Raw genomic sequence first — 21,569 nt, 5'->3', positions numbered from 1 at the left:
CCCGGTGTGTTTCATCTTAAAGCACTGAATTTTTTGTAGCAGTCCCGGCTGGCTGGAAATTGCATCGCCGCAGGCCAGTGTGCGGTCCACACGGGTCAATCGACGGATTCGAAAACCGTTTCGATGGCCTGGAAAATCGTATGGTAGAGGCCGACCTCGTCTTTCGCGAAATCGCCGTGAGGCACCGCCTTCTTGGCCTCGTTGAGCAAATCCGCCTTGATGGCATCAAGATCCACGATGTTGCCGTCAGCGTGCTTTTCAAGCTCAACGTAGAGCCGCTTGGCGATGCCAGCATAAGCAACGATTGCGGTGACCATGTGCGTCGGCTCGTCCGGTATCTGGATTTTCATCCGTGCCGCTTCCCTCGTTAAAAACAGTTCCTTTTCCGATCAGATATAGTGGTTTCCTGAAAAGCAGGCATGAAATTCTGAAAGTCCTTGAGTTGGAGAACATCACAATCCTGTTTGCCGAAGGGTCCAATTGAACCACTTCCCCGATTGTCCGCAATCATGAGTTTGCTCTGTTTGCGGCCTGACAGGATCGCATCCCGGTGATGTTCGCTCTTTTGTCTCATAGTTCATTCCCGACAAGTGGAAATGAGCCAAAGCCTTGTACCTGGGCAATCAGCTTGTCTGGATACTGGGTGTTGGCGGGGAGCACGCGGGCGGAGTGAGTTTGTCCGGAAGGTGGACAGCGCTGACAAGCCTCTGCTGAAAACCTCGAGCGGTGAATTTGTTTTCTGATTTCAGTGCGATTAGGCGGATCCTTCGGAAGGGCTATGGCGCAAGGTCAGACGCGAACAGGCGAATGTAGCGGTGACCCCAGCCAACGAAGGACGGAAGATTTGCGGATCGACGCGGTGGAGGTTAGGGCGAAAGCTGTCATGACATTCAGTTCGCGCCGGCAGCGATACCCAGCCTTTGTCACCATTGAGTATATTGCTTAGTCGTCTGTCTCAAATCGCATTCGATCGGCAACCCAGGGAATGACAATGACTTCCAGTCGTTCACCAATGAATTGCCGGTGATCACCCGCGTAGATGTCCAGAAGATGGGGAATGCGTTCATCCCCAAGCCGTTGCGAGAATTCCAGTGTTCCTGTCGGGATGTGCAAAAACTGATCACCAAGACCGACGTCCAGTGCCAAACCGTGCAAGCTCCGGAGGTTCTTGCGGGCATGGCGCACCTGCCGTACTGGCAAAGCATCTAGGTATTTGTCGAATTGAACATCGTCGATGACGATCTCTCCCCGCACAACATCGAATGGAAATTTTCCATAGATGGGCGCAGCATCAACATCGGGACTGAATGCTGCCAATAGGCCCAACGCTGCAATCGGATAAAAGTCGCGACTATCAATCAGTTTTTGCAGATCTTCTGGTCCCTTGATCTTCGCGGCCCGCTGCCACGCATCGTTTCCGAAGCTCAAGTCATCAACGGCGGCAAGGCAACACGGGCTGAGCGCCCAGACCACTGAAAAAAATCCGGGCCTGTTCATGGCCAGATTGAGTGCTCCATAGCCTCCCATCGAGTGACCGACCACGGCGCGGCTTTCCTGATCCGACAGCGTGCGATAATTCTCATCGATGAAAGAGACGAGGTCATCGGCAATGTAATCTGCCCAATTGCCGCTCACCGGAGAATTGCGGTAGAATCCGCCTCCATACTTGTTGCCGCCATTCGGCATGACCACAATCAGTTCAGGTATTTTTCCATCCGCAATCAATCGGTCGAGAATTTCCGGCACATTGAAGTTTTCAACCCAAACGCCATGATCATCGAATATGCCATGGAGAAGATAGATAGTGGGGAAGCGGCGATCCCGGTCTTCGTCATAGCCGGGCGGAAGGTAGACGGCGGCCTCCTGGACAACAGAGCTGTCAAGAAGATTGCCATCGAGTGCTGGCGCCGGGACATCGATCTCAACCACATTTCCGGTTGTGGTTCCATCTGATTGGGCAGTTGCGACCGAAATGGACATTACAGCAACTGCGATCAAGGTGCCAAGAATTGACTTTCGCATCGAAATCTCCAAAAGGGTGAGCCCTTTTACATCTATGCCCGGGTTGCATAAGTACAACCGTATTCCTCTCCTCTTTCGTCTTTAAGTCTGCGTGGGAGATCAATTTCCAGGCTCACGTCTGGATAAATACAACCTGCCTTCCCAGGCCCGCTACCGTCAGTCTCTGCAAGCCACTCAAAGGGGTATTTTTGGCAGAAGGCACGATTTGCGGAGACAGGGGCTTTTTCGATTCCGGTTTAGGGACAGCATCTGGCCAAACACAAAGCGGTGGACTGAGCGTTTTGAGCCACCTGAACAGTCCCGAGTGCAGTGCCTGAAGTCGGCTGAAGTCCCGAAGTCTGCCTTGAAATCCCAAATTCGAGCGACATGCCGGAGCGAGCCGGAATATCCCACGCGGTTGACAACGCTGTGGTCATCAAGGGCGGATCCACCGAGAACATCAAGATCGGCTCTGGCCGGATGTCTGAACACTTCGCCGAGGGCAAGATATCGTGGTAAGCGCTGGTCGATATGGACGCGGTTCAAAGATCATCATGCGATCGCGCAAGAGCAGTTGCGCCGGCTCTCAGAATCCGTCCAGATGTTCGCATTGGCCTGAGGACCTGGCACTGAGCGGCTTTGCGGCCCTACTGATCTGAACCCGAAAAGTCGCATGAGCCCGGACCAGAAGCGGGGTGAATGCCAATGATAAGCCTAGAGCGAAACAAAATTTCACACGTGTGAGTAGTGAGGCCTTTTGGGCTTCACACGGCCTAATCCAGTTTTCTTGAGGCAAATGGTACTAGCTTGATTTTTATGTGGAATTTTTGGTGAGCCGACAGGGGCTCGAACCCTGGACCTACTGATTAAAAGTCAGTTGCTCTACCAGCTGAGCTATCGGCTCTCACCAAATTCCGGTGCAGTCGAGCGCTTTGTGTGTTGCGCCGCCGCGTTGGTGGCGTGTGTTTATGCCGACATAGGGGACATTGCAAGAGGCAAATTTCATTTTTTCAACAGCATGGCGGATAACTGGCAGGTTTCAGCATTCGACTTGATTTGACAACGGTAAATTTGGCTAGATAAATGTTCTCATGAGTATAAATAATGATTTATGAATACCGATTGGTAGTATAATTTACAGTCAGTTCACTCTATTCTATGAATCTTTGTTCAGTATGTTCGTTATTAAGAAAATAAAGATCATTCTCCTGCAAAAACTGTCAGGTAGCGCAATATAGTTTTGTGATGTACCTTCACCAGTAACCAGAGAGGTTACATGCACTCGACACCCATAGACACACACACGAACTCGGTCGAGTTCGATTTCGTCAAGGGCCACATAGCGGCAACGATGACGCTGATTCACGGACTGATCGATCAAGGTGCGATTGACCGCGAACAGCTTGATGCGTTCTTTGCGGCCTTTATCGGTGAACTTCCCCACAATCGCGAAACACTCGGTCTGCGGTTGATCCTGGATCAGTGGCGCCAGGGCCTTCGGGACGGGGATTCCGATGAAGAGCTGAAAGGCATGCTTTTCGAGGTTATCCGGGGAGGCAGATCAAACTGAATTTCCAAATGTGTTCGGCCATGGGTTGGGGGCCGGAGCATTTGACCAGGGTGATGAAACTGTCCGGGGCGCTCAGGCGCCTTTTTTGATTCTGTTGAAGTCCTGTCCCTGCAATGCAGCCAGTTCCCGTGAAGCCTGCTGGTCAATGTCCGGCAGCTTTGTTATGCGTAACAGCAGTCAAGCCGTCCGGTGTTGGCCTTGTGATCAGGTGTCGTACCTCATGCGTCTGTCGAAATTCACAAACAAGCTGCTCTCCGCGTTGAGTTGCGATCAGCTTTCCAGTTTGATCCGCCGCCGGTTTCTGGCAAGTGTGAGCGCAGTACTCGTATTCTTCCAGTTCGGGTTCGGCTACGCAGACGAACAACAGTTCGTAACGATTGGAACCGCCGGCGTGACCGGTGTCTATTATCCATCGGGAATTGCGGCCTGCAAGATCGTCAACGAGAGCAGAGCCGAGCACGGTGTGCGCTGCTCCGTGGAATCTTCACTCGGTTCCATTTCGAACATCAGGCAGATCAGGTCCGGTGAACTCGATTTCGGTTTTGCCCAGTCGGACTGGCAGCATCATGCCTTTCTCGGAACGTCGGTGTTCGATGACGCCGAAGCCTTTGAAGATCTCAGAACAGTCTTTTCTCTTCATGCTGAGGTCGCAACCATTGTGGTCAGGGCCGGATCCGCCTTTCGCTCCTTTGAGGACCTGAAAGGTGCCAAGATCAGTACCGGCAGCAAGGGGTCCGGGTCGGCAGCTTCCTGGAATGCCCTGGTCGGTCAACTGGCCTGGACGGAGGCGGATCGGGAAAACTTTACAAACCGCAGCAGTTCCGAACTTGCAGAAGCCCTGTGCGGCGACCAGATCGACGCCTATTTTGCGTTGATCGGCCATCCTGCCGCCCTGATCGAGGAGACGCAGGATCTGTGCGATATCCGCCTGATCGGTATTGAAAGTGACGACGTCAATGCCTTTGTCGAAGAGGAGCCTTACTACATGGCGGCGGCCATACCCGCGGGTCTTTACCGTCTCGCCGAACCTGTCGGGTCATTCGGGGTCGTTGCCACCGTGGTGACCTCGGTCGAAATGCCAGACGAGATCGTGGCGACACTCGTCGCGGCCGTCCATGACAATTTCGAAAACTTTTCAACGCTGCATCCGGCGTTGAACCGCCTGACCCGTGAAGACATGGTCGCGTTCGAGGCTGCCGCGCCGCTTCATCCTGGCGCATTGAAGTATTTTCAAAGTCAGGGTTTGTTGCCGGCTGATTGATTGCATCAGCCGGTTCACGGTCTTCATATCGATCTGCTCTCCAAAAGGTGAGCGGATTTTGTCTTTGTGATCGTGCGTGTTGGAGCTAAATCAATGCATCTGAAGCTGACCGGTCTATACCGGAATCACATTGAACCAGGCCGGAAGTACAAATGATCCAGGACGTGACGATAATTGGGGCCCTGCTTGCCGGGGTTTTGTCTTTTGTGTCTCCTTGTGTGCTTCCGCTTGTTCCGCCCTATCTCGGTTTCCTGGCCGGCGTGTCGCTCGATCAGTTGACCGGAGAAGACGACGAAGATCAAACGGCGTCGCGCAGGGTGTTTTTCAGCGCTGTTTTCTTTGTGCTCGGGTTTTCGACCGTCTTCGTCATTTTAGGAGCGACCGCGAGTTTCCTTGGTCAGTTTATCAGAGGTTATCTCGACTATTTCGGATATATCGCCGGAGCGGCGATTATCGTCATGGGGCTTCACTTCCTTGGCGTTTTCCGCATCGGTCTTCTTTACAAGGAAGCGCGTGTTCACGTCGAAAAGAAACCGGCAGGAGCTCTCGGGGCCTATGTCATCGGCCTTGCTTTCGGATTTGGCTGGACCCCGTGTGTCGGTCCGATCCTGGCAGCGATCCTGTTTGTCGCCGGTACTGAAGACACGGTCGGGCAGGGCGCTCTGTTGCTGAGTGCCTATGCGATCGGGCTTGGTATTCCCTTTCTACTGGCGGCCCTTTTCGCCGGACCGTTTCTCGGTTTCATGAAACGGTTCCGCAAGCACATGGGAGCGGTTGAAAAGGCAATGGGCGGTGTGCTGGTTCTGACAGGAATTCTGTTCCTGAGCGGGCATATGGCGAGCATGTCCTATTGGCTCCTGGAGACCTTTCCCGTGCTTCAGGCGGTCGGCTAAGGAGCGATACTTCAGGGATGAGCGTTGTTCGATTGTCTTTTTTACAGCGAGCCAAGGCGCGTGATCAAAACGCGCTATCCCTGAATTCGGCGGCGGTCACCAGCGGGTCGCCTGCATAAAGGGCAGGTCGGCACACCTCGGTCGTATCCAGCAGGCGCAAGCAGGCGACAGAAGCGTCCGCGGCGTTTGCGAACGGGCCTATCATCAGCGCGACGCCGCCTTCAGGTGCTTGCCTCTCCCTGATCAGAGGGCGAAGATCCCGCATACGATCCTCATTCTGTTCCTTGAAATCCGCCCAGGCCTTCGCCGCACCGGCGCTGGTCCTGTAGTGGCCGATGACGGCGCCAAAGTCGCTGCGCTTTATCTGGCTGTCTCCACCACCGCGGATCTGACCGGCGGGGTCCGAAGGTGTGACCACTTTGGGTGCGAGTCCTGAGCGCGTCGGGATCTCGTTGAATGTCTCAGTTTCTTGGTCAACGACCGGCGGTATGGATGCCGTCGTCAAGGGTGCGCTTTCATTTCTGGATTGTGTGATGATCCGCACCGGCTCTTCGGTGCCGAGTTCAGGAGCCGGAATGGTTTCTGGCGGAGGAAGATGTCGGGAAACGTCAGTCTGCGCCTTGGGAACGGGCTCCGCCTTTGCATGATCAGCCTTCATCGGATCGGAGTTCAGGTTTTTCTGAACCTGGCCCACCGCATTCGATGTCGGTTTTGCCGAAGGCATGGCTGGCTCGTGCTTCGCGATCACAGGTTTCCGAGGTGTTTTTGTCACGACAATTCCCGGGCGGGGGACAACTTCCTGGATGGCAGCCAATTCTTCTGCGGATGTGGTTTTGCCGGCGTAAGCGAGCTTGGTTCTGGCAACTTCCTGCTCGAGAGCTGCAATGCGCCTGGAATAGATCAGGTTTTGCTCCGACAGCGCCACCAGACGTCTGCGCAACCCGACGACTTCCCGTTGAAGAACTTCGATCTGGCTTTGCTCTATGCTTGACGCGACGCCACGCTGTTGGCTCCCGGGCAAGTTCATTACTGCGACAGGATTGTTGATTCCGATCGACGCCGTCGTCTCGACACTGCCGTTGTCGGGAAGGCGCATTCCGGCGGGAGCCACACCCGAAACCATTCCCGGTGAAAAGGATCCACCGCTGAACTGATAGGAAGCAACTCCGACTGTGCCCATCAGGATGGCAGCAAAAGCCCACGACAGCATACCGATCCGCGGAGACGTGAACGTGTCCCGGACAACTGCGCGTTTCGTTTTTGGGGCCTGTGGTTCGAACAAGGCGTCTTTTCCGGATCCTGATGGCGAATCTGAATAACGATACTGCATCTGAGGTTCATTATGGTTAACGAAACAAAAACGGAAATGCCCTACCGGTCAGATCTTTCAATGTTCTGTGGATCGGGGCATATAGAGGTCCGCCCGTTGGTCTTGCACGCGCACTGTTAAAGATGGAATTTTCATGACCGCACGCACTTGCCTGTCAATTGTACTTGCCGCAGGTCTGGGGACCCGGATGAAGTCGGACATGCCCAAGGTCCTTCACCAGATTGGTGGCCTGCCGATGGTTGGTCATGTTTTGAAAGCGCTCGAGGAAGCCGGGTCGGAACGCGTCTCCGTCATTACCGGTCCCGATATGCCGAATCTCGAATCTTTGGTGCATGAACTGATGCCGACGGCACATTGCCATGTCCAGGCAGAACGTCTTGGAACCGCGCATGCAACGCTTGCCGCCAAATCGGATTTGCAAGGCGCGGCAGATGATGTTGTGGTGATTTTCGGCGATACACCGCTCGTCACATCCGGGACCATATCAAAAGTACGCGGGCAATTGGCGGAAGGAGCAGATCTCGTCGTGCTCGGGTTCGAAACTCCCGAACCACTCGGGTATGGCCGTCTTCTCATCGATGATGGCAGGCTCGTTGCTATCCGCGAGGAAAGGGATGCTTCGGAAGAAGAACGGAAAACAACCTTCTGCAATTCCGGCATCATGGGATTCTCGGGCGCACATGCACTCGCCCTGATGGAAAGTGTCGGCAACAAGAATGCCAAAAACGAATTCTACCTGACCGACGCTGTCGAGATTGCAAATCAGCGAGGGTTGAAGGTTGTTGCCGTTGCCGGCTCCGAAGTGGAAACACAAGGTATCAACACCAGAGCCCAGCTGGCGTCGTGCGAGGAAGATTTCCAGAACCGGATGCGTCTTGCCGCCCTGGAAAACGGGTGCACGCTTCTGGCACCGCATACCGTGTTTTTCTCGCATGACACGATCCTCGAAACGGGTGTGACAGTCGAACAGAACGTCGTGTTCGCTCCCGGCGTGAAAGTTGCTTCTGGTGCCACTATTCGTGCCTTCAGCCATCTTGAAGGGGCAGACGTTGGAAGCGGAAGCGTTGTTGGTCCATATGCACGTTTGCGTCCCGGAGCCGTGCTTGGCACAAAGACCAAGGTCGGCAATTTTGTTGAAGTCAAAAACGCAACCTTCGGGGAAGGGGCCAAGGCCAATCACCTCAGCTATATAGGTGATGCCACCATTGGTTCCGGATCCAACATTGGCGCCGGAACGATCACCTGCAACTACGATGGATATCTCAAACACCGAACGGAGATCGGTGAGGGGTGTTTTGTCGGGTCCAACTCCACGCTGGTGGCACCGGTGCAATTGAATGCCGGCGCGTTTGTCTCTGCCGGCAGCGTCATCACGGATGATGTTCCAGGAGATGCGATGGCGTTCGGAAGATCGAGACAGATCGTCAAGGAAGGCAAGGCCGCGCAGCTGCGAAGCAGGTTGCAGAGCGAAAAGGATGCGAAGTCCAGGTAAGGAGTTCGCGACCCGGTTCTGTCATTTTCTGAAACACGTATTTATTTCCATTGGAAGTGTTCCCTCGTCTAAAGGAGGGCAGTTTTCGATGATTTGAGAAGGATTTTTCAATGTGTGGCATTGTTGGTGTTCTGGGAAATGTTGAAGCTGCCCCGCGCATTGTCGATTCACTGAAACGCCTGGAATATCGAGGCTATGATTCTGCCGGCGTCGCGACGCTGATCGATGGCGGCCTCGTGCGCCGAAGGGCCGAAGGCAAGTTGCGCAATCTTGAGGCCGCTTTGGAACGGTCACCACTTTCCGGAACGTCCGGCATCGGCCATACCCGTTGGGCGACCCACGGAGCTCCGAACTTGTCCAATGCGCATCCGCATCAGGCAGGATCGGTGGCACTCGTCCACAACGGTATCATCGAAAACTATCTTGAACTGCGTGACGAAGTCGTTGGCGCAGGTGCCGTGCTCAGCACCGATACCGATACGGAAGTGGTTGCACATCTGATCGACCTTGCGCGGACGAGGGGATTGTCTCCCAGGGAGGCGGTCGCGGAGACCCTTCCGCGTCTGAAGGGCGCATTTGCGCTTGCACTGCTCTTTGCAGGTGAGGACGACCTGATGATCGGTGCACGAAAGGGATCACCACTGGCTATCGGTCACGGTGAGGGAGAAATGTTCTTCGGATCGGATGCGATCGCCCTTTCTCCCTTCACCGACCGGATCACCTATCTGGATGAAGGGGACTGGGCAGTCCTGACGCGCGATGGGGTTCAGATTTTCGATCGCGACAACTCACCGGTCGAGCGTCCCGAGGCAAAATCGTCGGTCACCTCCAGCCTTATGGACAAGGGCAACTACAAGCACTTCATGGCCAAGGAAATCCATGAGCAGCCGGAAGTGCTCGGGCACACCTTGTCCCGTTATTTCGACTACACCACCAACACGGCGAACGTCGCCGGTGCAGAGAAACTCAATTTCAACAAGCTATCCCGTTTGCTAATTTCAGCTTGCGGAACGGCCTACCTTGCCGGTCTAGTCTCCAAGTACTGGTTTGAGAAATACGCCCGCCTGCCTGTCGAAATCGATATTGCCAGCGAGTTTCGCTACCGGGAGACCCCTGTGAGCGGGAATGATGCGGCGCTCTTCATTTCACAATCGGGAGAAACCGCGGATACGCTCGCTTCATTGCGGTACTGCAAGGAGAACGGTGCAGCGATCGGTGCCGTGGTGAATGTGCCGGAAAGCACGATCGCGCGGGAGGCCGATATGGTCTATCCGACCATTGCAGGTCCGGAGATCGGTGTCGCGTCGACCAAGGCCTTCACCTGTCAGCTTGCGGTGTTGGCTGCGCTTGCTCTTCATGCCGGCAGGGAGCGTGGCGTATTGTCGGCCGAACGCGAGCAGGAACTCGTTTCGGAACTTACCGAAATTCCGAGCCTGGCCTTGAAAGCACTTGCCGCAGAAAGCGAAATCGAGAAACTGTCGCAGCCATTGTCCAAAGCGGACAATGCTCTTTATCTCGGCCGCTCGACAAACTACCCGCTTGCGCTCGAAGGTGCACTCAAGCTGAAGGAGCTCTCTTACATCCACGCGGAAGGTTACGCCGCCGGTGAGCTGAAGCACGGACCGATTGCACTGATCGACGAGAATATGCCGGTTTTTGTCATCGCACCGTATGACTCGATCTACGAAAAAACCGTCTCCAACATGCAGGAAGTGGCTGCTCGCGGCGGCAGGATCGTGCTCATCACAGATCGTAAGGGCGCGGAGGAAAGCGGCGGAGCGGCTGAAAACACGGTGATTATGCCGGACATGTCCGACATCGTGGCGCCTATTATCTATGCCTTGCCTGTGCAGCTGATTGCGTATCACACGGCTGTCTTCATGGGAACGGATGTCGACCAACCGCGCAACCTGGCAAAGTCGGTGACGGTGGAATGACAGATGTCTGTTGAAAATCAAACGGCAATCGTGCCCTTCGAAGAACAATTCCGGCAAGACGTATTGGCACTTTGGGCCAAGTGCGGGCTTGTGCGCGCCTGGAACGATCCGGGCAAGGATATCGACAGGAAACTTACCGACAGGAACGGCAGGTTTCCTGTTCTTCTTGTCGGACGGCGTGTCGTGGGATCGGTGATGGTAAGCTATGACGGTCACAGGGGATCTGTCTATTACCTGGCGGTTGATCCCGAGTTTCAGGGGCGGGGATTTGGCAAGCAGCTGATGGAGTATTGCGAAACATTTCTGCTGGAAATCGGTTGCCCCAAAATCAATCTGTTCGTACGAAGCGACAATGAGGCCGTACTGCGTTTTTATGAGGATCTCGGGTTTTCACAGGACGCTGCGATGCCGCTTGGAAAACGCCTTATTCCGGACGATTGATCTTATCCCTGCTGCATCTGTTGTTTGTTGGCGTGCCAGCAGCCCGACTCTCAATGCCCCAACATTAACCTGGCGATGCACCCGGGGTCTGTGCCTTGGGTCCGGAGGGGCGGGAAAGCACATAGGCCGCGCTGCCGATCATGAAGAGAGCCACGATCACGGCGAGCCAGAGAGCAGGCGAAGCGGACCAGTAGAACATTGCATATCCGAATATCATGCCCATGATCGCAATCACCTTTGCCTTTGGCTGAATGGCACCATGCTCCCGCCATGCGATCACCGGCGGACCGAATACAGGGTGATCGAGTATCTTCGCTTCAAGGGCCGGAGAGGACTTGGCAAAGCAGGCGGCGGCCATGATGAAAAAGATTGTGCTCGGTAGGAGCGGCAGAAAAGCGCCGGCGATTCCGATGCCTACACATCCGGTTCCCAGAAGTTTGAATGTGATCCGCCGCAATCCAGCCTCCGCAATCGGCATTTTTAGGGTATATCGCTGAAAAATAAGTCAAGCCAAGGATACCGCACCGAGATAAAGATAATTATCTAGTGTGTGTTACACGGTAAGACGAGTACTCAAAAGGACCCTAGTCAGGTTGCATCCATGAGCCGCAATAAACATAAATCAGATGACACGTCGATCATAGGCCATCGGCCGGGTGCGGCAACTCGCCTGCGAAACTATTTTTTGACCGGCCTCGTGATCACCGGCCCGATCGGTATCACACTCTGGTTGACCTGGACCTTTATCAAGTGGGTTGACGGCTGGGTGAAGCCCTTCGTGCCCAAGGTCTACAATCCAGAAACCTACCTGCCGTTTCCTGTACCCGGCTTCGGACTGATCGTTGCGATCTTCGTTCTGACGATCGTCGGATTCCTCGCGGCGAATTTCCTGGGGCGGAGCATGATATCTTTCGGCGAAGGAGTGGTCGGAAGAATGCCGCTTGTTCGCAATATTTACAGTGGCTTAAAGCAAATATTTGAGACAGTGCTTGATGAACGCGGAAACAGCTTCACCAAGGCGGCACTTGTCCAATATCCGCGCAAGGGGCTCTGGGCTATCGTCTTCATTTCGACGGAAACCAAAGGAGAAGTCGCAAAGCGTCTGAAAGACACGGCAAAGACAGTCTCCGTTTTCCTGCCGACGACACCCAACCCGACATCCGGCTTCCTGCTCTTCGTGCCCAAGGAAGACATCATCGAACTCAGCATGGGTGTTGAAGACGCGGCGAAACTGGTCATTTCGGCGGGTCTTGTCAGTCCTGATCTTCCGGATATCCTGGAAGATGTCATTGCCGAACCGGAAAAACTGGAAGAGATCCGGAACAGGGAGAGTGCCTGATCAATTTTGACAATCGGCTTTGAAGGTTTCTTCATCGGGTAACTGTTTTGCGAGGATATTCATTCCGTTGAGCTCTGATGCGAGATCAATCGCGTGCGCGCGGGTTCGGCAATCGATTGTCGGTCTTGCGCCCAGAAAGCAAAGCTCAACTTTCTGTGCAGCGTCGGCCAGACCGCAGCCGATGGAGTTTCGGATCGCCTTGATTGCCGACAGCCTGTCAGCGCCTTCTGCCAAAGGCGCTTCGAACAAAACACATACAGGTAAATCTACATCAAGCCGTGCTACGAAATCTGCGTTGCTAGCATTCCAGGTATCAATGCGTTTTTGCGCGATTGCCCGCGCTTCATCTCTGGAAATCAATACCGGCTCCTGAAACACGATCTCAGACCAGTGTTTCACAAAAAATTCCCGACGATCAACCCGCTCTCAACAACCTGATCGCGGCATCTCTGCCGAACAGGTATAGCAGGCATCGAAGCGCCGCGCCGCGCTCGGACTTCAACTCCGGATCCATTTCCAGGATGAGCCTCGAGTCGTCGCGGGCGACTTCCATAAGATCGGCGTGCTCGTCCGCTCGCGCGATGCGGAAACCAGGTGTGCCTGACTGGCGGGTACCAAGGATCTCACCTCCTCCTCGCAGCTTGAGATCCTCTTCGGCAATCAAGAAGCCGTCATTGGTTTCGCGCATGATGTTGAGGCGTGCACCAGCAGTTTCGCCCAATGGGCCCTTGTAGAGCAGGACACAGGATGATGGCTTGTCACCGCGCCCGACCCGTCCGCGGAGCTGGTGAAGCTGGGCAAGGCCGAAACGCTCGGCATGCTCGATGACAATGATGGTCGCGTCCGGAACGTCGACCCCGACCTCGATCACCGTTGTGGCAACAAGTACCTTTGTTTCTCCGTTTTTGAAGGCGGACATTGCACTGTCCTTCTCGTCCGCGCCCATGCGGCCATGCACCAAAGAGATGGGTTGTCTTAGCGCGTGCTCCAGAACGCGGTGTCGGTCTTCAACGGCTGCGAGGTCGATCTTTTCCGATTCCTCGACAAGCGGGCACACCCAGTAGACTTTTTGACCCTCGGAGATAGCCGCGCCCACGCGCGCGATGATCTCGTCCAGACGGTCGAGCGACACGGAGACGGTCCTGATCGGTTTTCGTCCGGCAGGCTTTTCGGTGAGGCGGGAAACATCCATGTCGCCAAAACAGGTCAGGACGAGCGTGCGCGGAATGGGAGTTGCGGTCATCACCAGGACATCGACCCCCTGGCCCTTGCCCGAGAGGGCCAGCCGCTGGTGGACGCCAAAACGGTGCTGTTCGTCAACAACGACCATGCCAAGGTTCTTGAACGATACGGAGCCCTGAAATAGCGCATGGGTTCCGACCACGAGATCGACTTCCCCTGCATCCAGTCTTTCCTGGAGCAGGCGTCGTTGCTTCTGGCTGTCCTTGCCCGTCATCAGCGCGAGACGGATGCCGGCCTTCTCGCACAGCGGCGTCATCGAGGCGTAGTGTTGGCGCGCAAGGATTTCGGTCGGTGCCATCAGGCCGCCCTGAGCACCTGTTTCGATCACCTGGGCCAACGCTGCAAGGGCGACAACAGTCTTTCCGGAACCGACATCGCCCTGGAGGAGCCTTAGCATCCGGGTAGGTTCTGCGAGGTCCTCGTTGATTTCCCTGATGGCATTTGACTGGCTGTCCGTCAGATGAAAGGGAAGGGCATCGATGACGCTCTGCTGCAAGGCGCCGTCCGGTTTTCGGGCGATACCGCCGAGCAGGCGCATATTGGCCCTGACCATCGCTAGCGCGAGCTGACTGGCGAGCAGCTCGTCATAGGCCAGACGTTGCATGTAGATTGATTGCGGTTCCATGTCCTGGCGCTCTTTCGGCATGTGCAGCGTCTGCAAGGCATCGCGAAAGTCCGGCCAACCAGTCTGACGCAGATGCGCATCGTTGAGCCATTCAGGAAGAATCGGAACACGTTCCAGAGCGGCGCGCATGGCTTTCTGAAGCGTTTTGGATGCAACACCAGCCGTCAAGGGATAGACGGGCTCGATCGAGGGCATTTCGGCGGCCTCTTCCGGCTTGAGCGAATAATCCGGGTGTACCATTTGCGGGCGGTCGTTGAACCATTCGACCTTGCCCGACACTATACGCCGCTCACCTTCGGGGAATGTCTTTTCCAGCCAGTCCCTGCGTGGATGAAAGAATACGAAACTGATCTCGCCGGTCTCGTCATGGGCCGGGATCTTGTAGGGTGCCTTGGAGTTTCTGGGTGGTGCTTGATGCCGGCCGATCGTGACATCAAGGGTGACGATGTCACCGCTTTCTGAGTAGGCAATTCCCGGCTGGTGCCGCCGGTCAATAAGATTGTGCGGTATGTGGAACAGAAGATCCGAAACCGTCGCGTCCCTGTCCGGCTGGCCACCAACCAGGCCCGAGACCAGCTTGGCGATCTTGGGTCCGATCCCGGGCAGTGTTGAGACGGGGGCAAACAGCGGGTCGAGGATCGGCGGGCGCATCTTTTCCTAAAGGACCTATCCTTTTGCAGTGCTCACTTGTTGGAACACAGTGTCTGTTTTGCCATGAAGCGAACGATCGGTGCAACAGGTAGAACAATATGTGAACAAATAACTGCGTTCAAAGTCGAGAAAGCGCTGACAATCTTCTTTTGCAGCGTTATATAACCGTCACGATTTCACACCGGGTCGGCAATCTGTAGAGACACCCCGTCTCCAGTCCCTGCCGGCTCATTTTCAGATAGGCCACTCATGTCCAATCCGACAGGCAGCACAGAAGAGCCCATACAGCAAGACCGCGATCCCCGGTGCAAGCGGATACTGTTCCGCTGCTGGCACAGGGGCATGAAGGAAATGGACTTGCTTCTGGGGGGCTTCGCCAATGCTGAAATCGACCATCTTTCGGAAGATGAGCTCCTGGAACTGGAACATCTTCTGACCGCGCCCGATCAGGACCTTTATGCCTGGATGACCGGGCGCAAGCCTTTGCCGGCGGAATGGGACGGTCCGCTTTACCGACGTATAATTGCCTATCACGATGTGGCCGGCCCGGCCGGTTTCGCCAAATAACAACAGGACGTTTTGCTGTGTTTGACAGCCTGCTCAAAGACCAGACCAACGTCACGTTGGCCGGTGTTCCCGATGGTGCTGAAAGCTATGCGCTCGCCAGACTGCTTGCGGAAAGCAAGAATGACGGTCTTGCACTGGTGTTCGCGGCACGCGACGCGACCCGCATGGCCATGGTCAGCGAGGCGCTGGCGTTTTTCGAGCCCGACGTCGAGATCCTGCAATTGCCCGCCTGGGACTGTCTGCCATATGACCGGGTCTCGCCAAACCCGTCGATCAGCGCCAGGCGATTGCTGGCGCTCGGTATGCTGGCGCGTGGAATTCAGGGCGGCCGAAAGACGGTCCTGATGACAACGCTGAATGCTGCGGTTCAGCGGATGCCGGAACGCGGGTTCATGGCCGAACAGACATTTTCGATGGCGCCCGGCAACCAGGTCGACATGACAGCTGTTTCCGGCTGGATGGAAATGAACGGGTTCTCCCGTACGCCGACGGTCCGGGAAACGGGTGAATATGCGGTGCGCGGCGGCATCATCGACCTGTATGCGCCGGGATCCGAAGAACCGGTCCGACTCGATTTCTTTGGCGATACGCTGGAATCAATTCGCTCTTTCAATGCCGAAACACAACGTACGTCGAAGCAGCTCAAGCGGCTTGATCTTGTTCCGATGAGTGAAGTTGTACTTTCAGACGAGGCAATCTCAAGATACCGCCGGTCATATCTTGCAAGCTTTGGCGCGACCAGCCGTGATGATGTGCTCTATCAGTCGATCAGTGACGGTCGGCGATACGCGGGCATGGAACACTGGTTGCCATTGTTCCACGAACGACTTGAAACGCTTTTCGACTATATCGGCGATACGCCCATCGTTCTCGACACAAACGCAGCGGACGCTGTTCGCGAGCGTACAGAGCAGATTGCGGAGCACTACAAGGCGCGTCAGGACGCAAGGGAATTGGGGACCAGTTCCGGCACTGTGCCTTACATGCCGATCGAGCCCGAGAGACTTTACCTTTCAGAAGGCGAATGGGTGTCCGCGATTGCGGATCGGGCCAGCGCGGCGCTCGATCCATTCACGCCACCGCCGGGAACCGGCAAGATCGTTATTGAGCTGGCAGGCAGGCAGGGCCGCAGTTTCGCCGCGGAACGTGCTGCAGGAGACGTCAATATTTTCGACGCCCTGACAACGCATGTGCGAGATCTTCAGTCTGAAGGCAAACGAACGGTGATCGCCTGCTGGTCAGACGGGTCTCGCGACCGTCTGGGACAGATCCTGAGCGATCACGGCCTCGGTTCCGTGCAGGAGGTCGACACGCTGAGGGAAGCGGAACAGCTTCCAGACAAAACCTCCGCATTGTGTGTGCTGGGCATCGAACACGGTTTCGAGCTGAAGGAGATTGCCTTTGTCGGCGAACAGGACATTCTCGGCGACCGATTGGTGCGCAAGTCCCGCCGCAAGTCCAAGGGTGCAAATATCATCACGGAGGCCACAGGCCTCTCCGAAGGGGACCTTGTTGTCCATGTCGAACACGGCATAGGCAGGTTCGTCGGGCTGAAGACCATCGAAGCCGTGGGGGCGCCGCACGATTGCCTGGAACTGCAATATGCGGGTGGTGACAAGCTCTACCTTCCGGTGGAAAACATCGAACTTCTGTCGCGCTACGGCTCGGAAGATCAGGAAGCCCAGCTGGACAAGCTCGGTGGTGGCGCCTGGCAGGCGCGGAAGGCGAAGCTCAAGAAACGTATTCTCGAAATCGCCGACGGCCTCATCAAGACGGCCGCCGCGCGCGCCTTGAAGACCGCGCCCGTGGTCGAAACGCCGGACGGGGTTTATGACGAATTCGCGACGCGATTTCCCTACGAGGAAACCGACGATCAGCTTACCGCCATCGATTCGGTCTTTGACGACCTGGCCTCCGGCCGGCCGATGGACCGCCTGATCTGCGGCGACGTCGGTTTCGGCAAGACGGAGGTGGCGCTGCGTGCGGCGTTCCTCGCCGCGATGTCAGGACGCCAGGTCGCTGTTGTTGTTCCAACGACGTTGCTTGCGCGTCAGCATTACAAGACCTTCTGTGAACGTTTTCACGGCCTTCCGATCAATATCGGTCACGCGTCAAGACTTGTGCCGACGAAGCAGCTGACCCAGACCAAGAAGGGTATCGCCGACGGGTCAATCGATATCGTGGTCGGAACGCATGCGCTTTTGGGGAAGTCGATCCAGTTCCGCGATCTCGGGCTCCTGATTATCGACGAAGAGCAGCATTTCGGGGTCAAGCACAAGGAACGGCTGAAGGAACTGAAGTCCGACGTCCATGTGATGACGCTTTCAGCGACACCGATCCCGCGTACGCTGCAGCTGGCGTTGACCGGTGTCCGTGAGCTGTCGCTTATCGCAACACCGCCGGTCGACAGACTTGCGGTACGGACCTTCGTGTCGCCCTTCGATCCGCTGGTTGTGCGCGAAGCTCTGCTTCGGGAGCACTATCGCGGTGGGCAGAGCTTTTACGTTTGTCCGAGGCTCTCGGACATTGCCGACCGGCTTGCATTCCTGGAAGAGCAGGTACCGGAGCTGAAGGTTGCTGTAGCTCATGGCCAGATGCCACCGGGTGAGCTTGAAGACGTGATGAACGCCTTTTACGAGGGCAAATACAACGTTCTCCTGTCCACCACGATTGTCGAATCGGGACTGGACATTCCGACCGCGAACACGCTGATCGTTCACCGCGCGGACATGTTCGGTCTTGCACAGCTCTACCAGTTGCGCGGCCGTGTCGGCCGGTCAAAGACCAGGGCCTATGCGCTCTTTACGGTCCCGGCCAACAAAACGCTGACGGCAACAGCGGAACGGCGCCTGAAAGTCCTGCAGTCGCTCGAAACGCTTGGCGCCGGTTTTCAGCTTGCCAGCCACGATCTGGATATTCGCGGGGCAGGGAACCTGCTCGGCGAAGAGCAGTCAGGTCATATCAAGGAAGTCGGATTCGAACTTTATCAGCAGATGCTGGAAGAGGCGGTGGCTCAGCTCAAGGATGGCGGTGCCGATTTCGGCGAGGAGCAATGGTCGCCGCAGATCAACATCGGCACGCCTGTGCTCATACCGGACGACTACGTCGCCGACCTGCAATTGCGCCTGCAACTCTACCGACGGCTGGGCGATGTCACGGAGGCCGAGGAAATCGATGCTTTCGGTGCGGAACTGATCGACCGGTTCGGCCCGTTGCCCGAAGAGGTCCAGCACCTGTTGAAGATCGTCTATATCAAGGGGCTGTGCCGCAAGGCGAATGTGGAGAAGGTGGATGCGGGGCCGAAAGGCATCGTCGTTGCTTTCCGCAACAGCGAGTTTGCCAATCCAGCCGGTCTCGTCTCCTATATCGCCGAGCAGGGAGTTCTTGCCAAGATCCGTCCGGATCAGCGTGTTGTGCTGACCCGGGACTGGGAAAAGACAGATTCGCGGCTCAAGGGCACGGCCACAATCTTGACGAAGCTGTCGAAACTGGCAGCTGCGTAGGGGAAGAATTGACCACCTAGAAGCGAGATGCGAGAGGTTTGCTTTGATAAAGAACCCAAATTTGACAACATTTTGGTTTGAATTTGCGGATTCCGATCAAAATGCAATCCCAGCGAACTGCCGATATGGTGTTGGAATAACTGCGGAAAGCGACAAAGACGCATTTTTCTTGTTGCAGCATGGTCCGTTCAAAGGGAACAAGCCACCAACTCCTTCAGTATTCAAAAGAGCTGTGAAGATTGACGATCTGGACCAAAATCATGTTGTTCCTAATATGAAACCGATGGTGTTTCGTGGCGTGTGGTTTCCAATCGGATACTTTGAGGACATCGCTCCATGAAAATCGAGCTGGTTTGAGCGAAAGTTCCTAGTTTGCCCAACCCATCTCACCAGTCAGCGGCACAAAAGCGACACCGCCAAGGTTTTCCGTTTCGAACGAGGTTTCCGAAGTTCTCCTGATCCGGAGAAGGTCCTGACGGGATTGTGTGGTGCCGACTGGAATAACCAGGCGGCCGCCTGGTTTGAGTTGCTGCATTAGCGAATCCGGTGTCGTTGGGGCGCCGGCCGAGACAAGGATCGCATCATAAGGTGCTTGATCAGGAAAACCCAGGCTGCCATCGCCGCAATGGACTTCTACGTTCGGAACGTCGGCCTCGACAAGTGTAGAATTTGCCTTGTTCGCGAGTTCCGGAATGCGCTCGACGGTGACTACCTTCTCGCACAATTGGGAAAGAACAGCGGCTGCATAGCCGGACCCGGTCCCGATCTCCAACGCTGTGTCAGTTTCAGAGAGCTGTAACAGTTCGCACATCAGGGCAACGACGTACGGCTGGGAGATTGTCTGGTAATGGCCGATGGCCAGCGGCATGTCACGGTAGGCATGATCCTGCAGCCGTTGAGAAACAAACCGGTGCCGGGGAACCTTGCGCATTGCAGCCAGAATTCTCCCATCTCGAATACCACGACCTTCAAGCTGACGCAGAACCATGTTTTCCCTGTTTTCTGCAAATCGGTCCATGCCCGTGCCTCAAGCCATCGTGAATATTGCGTGCAATTGAAGGGCTGCTTCAAGACTCTATTAAGCCTAACTCCGCATAGTGGTGAAACGAAGAGGCCATGAGTTCAGCGTTAAGGTCCCATAGAGTGCCCAGAGCAGCTACCCGTCAGCGAAAACAATCCTTCATTCGCCGCCTTGTCACGCCTGCAATCGCGATTGCCGCGTTGGGGTATTTCGGCTTCCATGCCATGAGCGGTGAACTCGGTATGGTCGGGCGAGCTATGATCGAACGTCAGGTGTCCGAACTGGAATCAGAGCTTGAGCTTCTGACGGCTGAGCGACAGGAGCTCGTCGCTCGTGTTGGACTGCTGCGGCCCGAAAGCCTCGATCCGGATATGCTTGATGAACGTGCCCGGCTCAATCTCAACCTCGTGCATACCAACGAACTCGTCGTGCTTCGTCCCGGGCATCGCTACAACGTAAACTGAAAAACAGTTTATTTCTTGAGATTAACAATAATATAGTTAAACACTATTTTTGTTATTTTTTACAGATATTTAAATCGCTTCAACTCCCCATATTGAATAGATTGGATTGACAGGCGCAACAGGATAAGTTGCAGCTACCTGTCTTAGGGGAAACGTCACGCCGAGAAGAGGGTTATGGCCACAGCATCAAAGACCACTCCCGCTCGCTCCAAGAGCGCCAGCCGGACCCGCAGCTCCGCCAAGAAAGCGAAGCCTGCAATCGCCGAGTTCGACAAGGACGAAGAACTCCACGCTTACCGCGAAATGCTTCTGATCCGCAGATTTGAGGAAAAAGCCGGCCAATTGTACGGCATGGGCCTCATCGGCGGGTTCTGTCACCTTTATATCGGGCAGGAAGCTGTCGTCGTCGGTATGCAGATGGCAAAGAAAGACGGGGATCAGATGATCACCGGCTACCGTGACCATGGCCACATGCTGGCGATGGATCTGGAACCGAGTGCCGTCATGGCGGAACTCACCGGACGGCGAGGCGGCCTTTCCAAAGGCAAGGGCGGCTCGATGCACATGTTCTCCAAGGAGAAGCATTTCTACGGTGGTCACGGTATCGTCGGTGCGCAGGTTTCGCTTGGAACCGGACTTGGTTTTGCCAACAAGTATCGTGAAAACGGTAATGTCTCGATGGCTTTCTTCGGCGATGGTGCCTCCAACCAGGGGCAGGTCTATGAGAGCTTCAACATGGCTGAACTGTGGAAGCTGCCGGTTGTCTACGTGATCGAGAACAACAAATACGGCATGGGCACAAGCATCAGCCGTGCTTCTGCAACAACCGATCTCTCCCAACGCGGCGCGTCCTTCGGTATTCCGGGCGAGCAGGTTGACGGCATGGATGTGCGCGCCGTCAAGGCGGCCTCCGAAAAGGCGCTGGCCTGGTGCCGGAACGGCAAGGGTCCCTACATCCTGGAGATGATCACCTACCGCTACAGGGGACACTCCATGTCCGACCCGGCGAAGTACCGCTCCAAGGACGAGGTCCAGAAGATGCGAACCGAGCACGACCCGATCGAGCAGGTCCGCAGCCGTCTGATTGAAAAAGGCTGGGCAAGCGAGGACGACCTGAAGGCCATCGACAAGGATGTGCGTGCCCGGGTCGCTGAAGCAGCGGAATTTGCTCAGAACGATCCGGAACCGGATGCGTCTGAACTCTACACCGATATCTTGCTGTAACGCCGGGG

Annotated in this window: 19 protein-coding genes and 1 tRNA gene; 12 read left to right on the top strand and 8 right to left on the bottom strand. The window is 55.6% G+C overall.

Going from position 1 to position 21,569, the window contains the following annotated elements; translation table 11 throughout:
• Nucleotides 1-95: 95 nt before the first annotated feature.
• From ACO6TI_RS21665 to ACO6TI_RS21655, 3 genes are all read right to left on the bottom strand, one after another.
• Nucleotides 96-350, bottom strand: coding sequence for a hypothetical protein (locus ACO6TI_RS21665; protein ID WP_035900345.1), 255 nt, complete (start codon nt 348-350; stop codon nt 96-98).
• 592 nt (nt 351-942) lie between these two features.
• Nucleotides 943-2,022, bottom strand: a complete 1,080-nt coding sequence (locus tag ACO6TI_RS21660) for an alpha/beta hydrolase (RefSeq protein WP_422383359.1) — start codon at nt 2,020-2,022, stop codon at nt 943-945.
• An 807-nt stretch (nt 2,023-2,829) separates the two neighbouring features.
• Nucleotides 2,830-2,905: transfer RNA gene (locus ACO6TI_RS21655), tRNA-Lys, on the bottom strand.
• Between the two features lie 372 nt (nt 2,906-3,277).
• Here ACO6TI_RS21655 and ACO6TI_RS21650 point away from each other — a divergent pair.
• The 3 genes from ACO6TI_RS21650 (at nt 3,278) to ACO6TI_RS21640 (ending at nt 5,725) form a co-directional block, all read left to right on the top strand.
• Nucleotides 3,278-3,571: a hypothetical protein gene (locus ACO6TI_RS21650; RefSeq protein ID WP_422383358.1), complete on the top strand. Its 294-nt coding sequence runs from the start codon at nt 3,278-3,280 to the stop codon at nt 3,569-3,571.
• Nucleotides 3,572-3,791: 220 nt separating this feature from the next.
• Nucleotides 3,792-4,832, top strand: coding sequence for a TAXI family TRAP transporter solute-binding subunit (locus ACO6TI_RS21645; protein WP_422383357.1), 1,041 nt, complete (start codon nt 3,792-3,794; stop codon nt 4,830-4,832).
• Nucleotides 4,833-4,984: 152 nt separating this feature from the next.
• Nucleotides 4,985-5,725 (top strand): cytochrome c biogenesis CcdA family protein, encoded by a 741-nt coding sequence (locus tag ACO6TI_RS21640; RefSeq protein WP_055120502.1) that lies wholly within the window; start codon nt 4,985-4,987, stop codon nt 5,723-5,725.
• 64 nt (nt 5,726-5,789) lie between these two features.
• On the opposite strand, the gene ACO6TI_RS21635 is transcribed toward ACO6TI_RS21640, so the two are convergent.
• On the bottom strand, nt 5,790-7,007 hold the full coding sequence (locus ACO6TI_RS21635) for a hypothetical protein (protein ID WP_422383356.1): 1,218 nt from the start codon (nt 7,005-7,007) through the stop codon (nt 5,790-5,792).
• 181 nt (nt 7,008-7,188) lie between these two features.
• On the opposite strand from ACO6TI_RS21635, the gene glmU reads away from it, so the two are divergent.
• From glmU to ACO6TI_RS21620, 3 genes are all read left to right on the top strand, one after another.
• Complete coding sequence (gene glmU, locus ACO6TI_RS21630; protein WP_422383355.1) at nt 7,189-8,547, top strand: bifunctional UDP-N-acetylglucosamine diphosphorylase/glucosamine-1-phosphate N-acetyltransferase GlmU; 1,359 nt, start codon at nt 7,189-7,191, stop codon at nt 8,545-8,547.
• A 110-nt stretch (nt 8,548-8,657) separates the two neighbouring features.
• Nucleotides 8,658-10,484: a glutamine--fructose-6-phosphate transaminase (isomerizing) gene (gene glmS, locus ACO6TI_RS21625; protein ID WP_422383354.1), complete on the top strand. Its 1,827-nt coding sequence runs from the start codon at nt 8,658-8,660 to the stop codon at nt 10,482-10,484.
• A gap of 3 nt (nt 10,485-10,487) precedes the next feature.
• On the top strand, nt 10,488-10,925 hold the full coding sequence (locus ACO6TI_RS21620; protein ID WP_104701768.1) for a GNAT family acetyltransferase: 438 nt from the start codon (nt 10,488-10,490) through the stop codon (nt 10,923-10,925).
• Between the two features lie 64 nt (nt 10,926-10,989).
• Here the strand turns inward: ACO6TI_RS21620 and ACO6TI_RS21615 are convergent, their stop codons facing one another.
• Entirely contained in the window at nt 10,990-11,382 is a 393-nt protein-coding gene (locus ACO6TI_RS21615; RefSeq protein ID WP_408010250.1) for a YbaN family protein, read from the bottom strand.
• A gap of 144 nt (nt 11,383-11,526) precedes the next feature.
• On the opposite strand from ACO6TI_RS21615, the gene ACO6TI_RS21610 reads away from it, so the two are divergent.
• Nucleotides 11,527-12,264 carry a DUF502 domain-containing protein gene (locus ACO6TI_RS21610; protein ID WP_055120514.1) on the top strand — a complete coding sequence of 246 codons (738 nt, stop codon included), beginning with the start codon at nt 11,527-11,529 and terminating at the stop codon, nt 12,262-12,264.
• Here the strand turns inward: ACO6TI_RS21610 and ACO6TI_RS21605 are convergent, their stop codons facing one another.
• Both ACO6TI_RS21605 and recG read right to left on the bottom strand, forming a co-directional pair.
• A complete protein-coding gene (locus ACO6TI_RS21605) occupies nt 12,265-12,642 on the bottom strand; it encodes a hypothetical protein (protein WP_422383353.1) in 378 nt (125 codons plus the stop codon).
• 37 nt (nt 12,643-12,679) lie between these two features.
• Nucleotides 12,680-14,782 (bottom strand): ATP-dependent DNA helicase RecG, encoded by a 2,103-nt coding sequence (gene recG, locus ACO6TI_RS21600; protein WP_422383352.1) that lies wholly within the window; start codon nt 14,780-14,782, stop codon nt 12,680-12,682.
• A gap of 249 nt (nt 14,783-15,031) precedes the next feature.
• On the opposite strand from recG, the gene ACO6TI_RS21595 reads away from it, so the two are divergent.
• From ACO6TI_RS21595 to ACO6TI_RS21585, 3 genes are read left to right on the top strand one after another with little or no spacing between them, the layout of a single operon-like run.
• Entirely contained in the window at nt 15,032-15,349 is a 318-nt protein-coding gene (locus tag ACO6TI_RS21595; RefSeq protein ID WP_055120520.1) for a succinate dehydrogenase assembly factor 2, read from the top strand.
• A gap of 17 nt (nt 15,350-15,366) precedes the next feature.
• Entirely contained in the window at nt 15,367-18,852 is a 3,486-nt protein-coding gene (gene mfd / locus ACO6TI_RS21590) for a transcription-repair coupling factor (RefSeq protein WP_422383351.1), read from the top strand.
• 43 nt (nt 18,853-18,895) lie between these two features.
• The gene (locus tag ACO6TI_RS21585) at nt 18,896-19,192 is read left to right on the top strand and encodes a hypothetical protein (RefSeq protein ID WP_422383350.1); all 297 of its coding nucleotides are present in this window, start codon (nt 18,896-18,898) and stop codon (nt 19,190-19,192) included.
• Nucleotides 19,193-19,219: 27 nt separating this feature from the next.
• Here the strand turns inward: ACO6TI_RS21585 and ACO6TI_RS21580 are convergent, their stop codons facing one another.
• Nucleotides 19,220-19,870, bottom strand: a complete 651-nt coding sequence (locus tag ACO6TI_RS21580) for a protein-L-isoaspartate(D-aspartate) O-methyltransferase (RefSeq protein WP_422383349.1) — start codon at nt 19,868-19,870, stop codon at nt 19,220-19,222.
• 125 nt (nt 19,871-19,995) lie between these two features.
• On the opposite strand from ACO6TI_RS21580, the gene ACO6TI_RS21575 reads away from it, so the two are divergent.
• Both ACO6TI_RS21575 and pdhA read left to right on the top strand, forming a co-directional pair.
• Complete coding sequence (locus ACO6TI_RS21575; RefSeq protein ID WP_029065401.1) at nt 19,996-20,337, top strand: FtsB family cell division protein; 342 nt, start codon at nt 19,996-19,998, stop codon at nt 20,335-20,337.
• Nucleotides 20,338-20,511: 174 nt separating this feature from the next.
• A complete protein-coding gene (gene pdhA, locus ACO6TI_RS21570) occupies nt 20,512-21,561 on the top strand; it encodes a pyruvate dehydrogenase (acetyl-transferring) E1 component subunit alpha (protein ID WP_055120528.1) in 1,050 nt (349 codons plus the stop codon).
• The last annotated feature ends 8 nt before the right edge of the window (nt 21,562-21,569 follow it).

Origin of the sequence: Roseibium album, from assembly GCF_965233825.1 — a bacterium.
In the GTDB taxonomy this organism is placed as follows: domain Bacteria; phylum Pseudomonadota; class Alphaproteobacteria; order Rhizobiales; family Stappiaceae; genus Roseibium; species Roseibium album.
This window is presented reverse-complemented; position numbering and strand designations above follow the sequence as displayed.

Bases quoted from the DNA above. Each gene is read 5' to 3' on its own strand.
- ACO6TI_RS21640 (WP_055120502.1), top strand. From the start codon at position 4,985: ATGATCCAGGACGTGACGATAATTGGGGCCCTGCTTGCCGGGGTTTTG.
- ACO6TI_RS21620 (WP_104701768.1), top strand. From the start codon at position 10,488: ATGTCTGTTGAAAATCAAACGGCAATCGTGCCCTTCGAAGAACAATTC.
- ACO6TI_RS21610 (WP_055120514.1), top strand. From the start codon at position 11,527: ATGAGCCGCAATAAACATAAATCAGATGACACGTCGATCATAGGCCAT.
- glmU (WP_422383355.1), top strand. From the start codon at position 7,189: ATGACCGCACGCACTTGCCTGTCAATTGTACTTGCCGCAGGTCTGGGG.
- ACO6TI_RS21580 (WP_422383349.1), bottom strand. From the start codon at position 19,870: ATGGACCGATTTGCAGAAAACAGGGAAAACATGGTTCTGCGTCAGCTT.
- recG (WP_422383352.1), bottom strand. From the start codon at position 14,782: ATGCGCCCGCCGATCCTCGACCCGCTGTTTGCCCCCGTCTCAACACTG.
- ACO6TI_RS21660 (WP_422383359.1), bottom strand. From the start codon at position 2,022: ATGCGAAAGTCAATTCTTGGCACCTTGATCGCAGTTGCTGTAATGTCC.
- ACO6TI_RS21665 (WP_035900345.1), bottom strand. From the start codon at position 350: ATGAAAATCCAGATACCGGACGAGCCGACGCACATGGTCACCGCAATC.
- ACO6TI_RS21595 (WP_055120520.1), top strand. From the start codon at position 15,032: ATGTCCAATCCGACAGGCAGCACAGAAGAGCCCATACAGCAAGACCGC.
- pdhA (WP_055120528.1), top strand. From the start codon at position 20,512: ATGGCCACAGCATCAAAGACCACTCCCGCTCGCTCCAAGAGCGCCAGC.
- glmS (WP_422383354.1), top strand. From the start codon at position 8,658: ATGTGTGGCATTGTTGGTGTTCTGGGAAATGTTGAAGCTGCCCCGCGC.
- ACO6TI_RS21650 (WP_422383358.1), top strand. From the start codon at position 3,278: ATGCACTCGACACCCATAGACACACACACGAACTCGGTCGAGTTCGAT.
- ACO6TI_RS21645 (WP_422383357.1), top strand. From the start codon at position 3,792: ATGCGTCTGTCGAAATTCACAAACAAGCTGCTCTCCGCGTTGAGTTGC.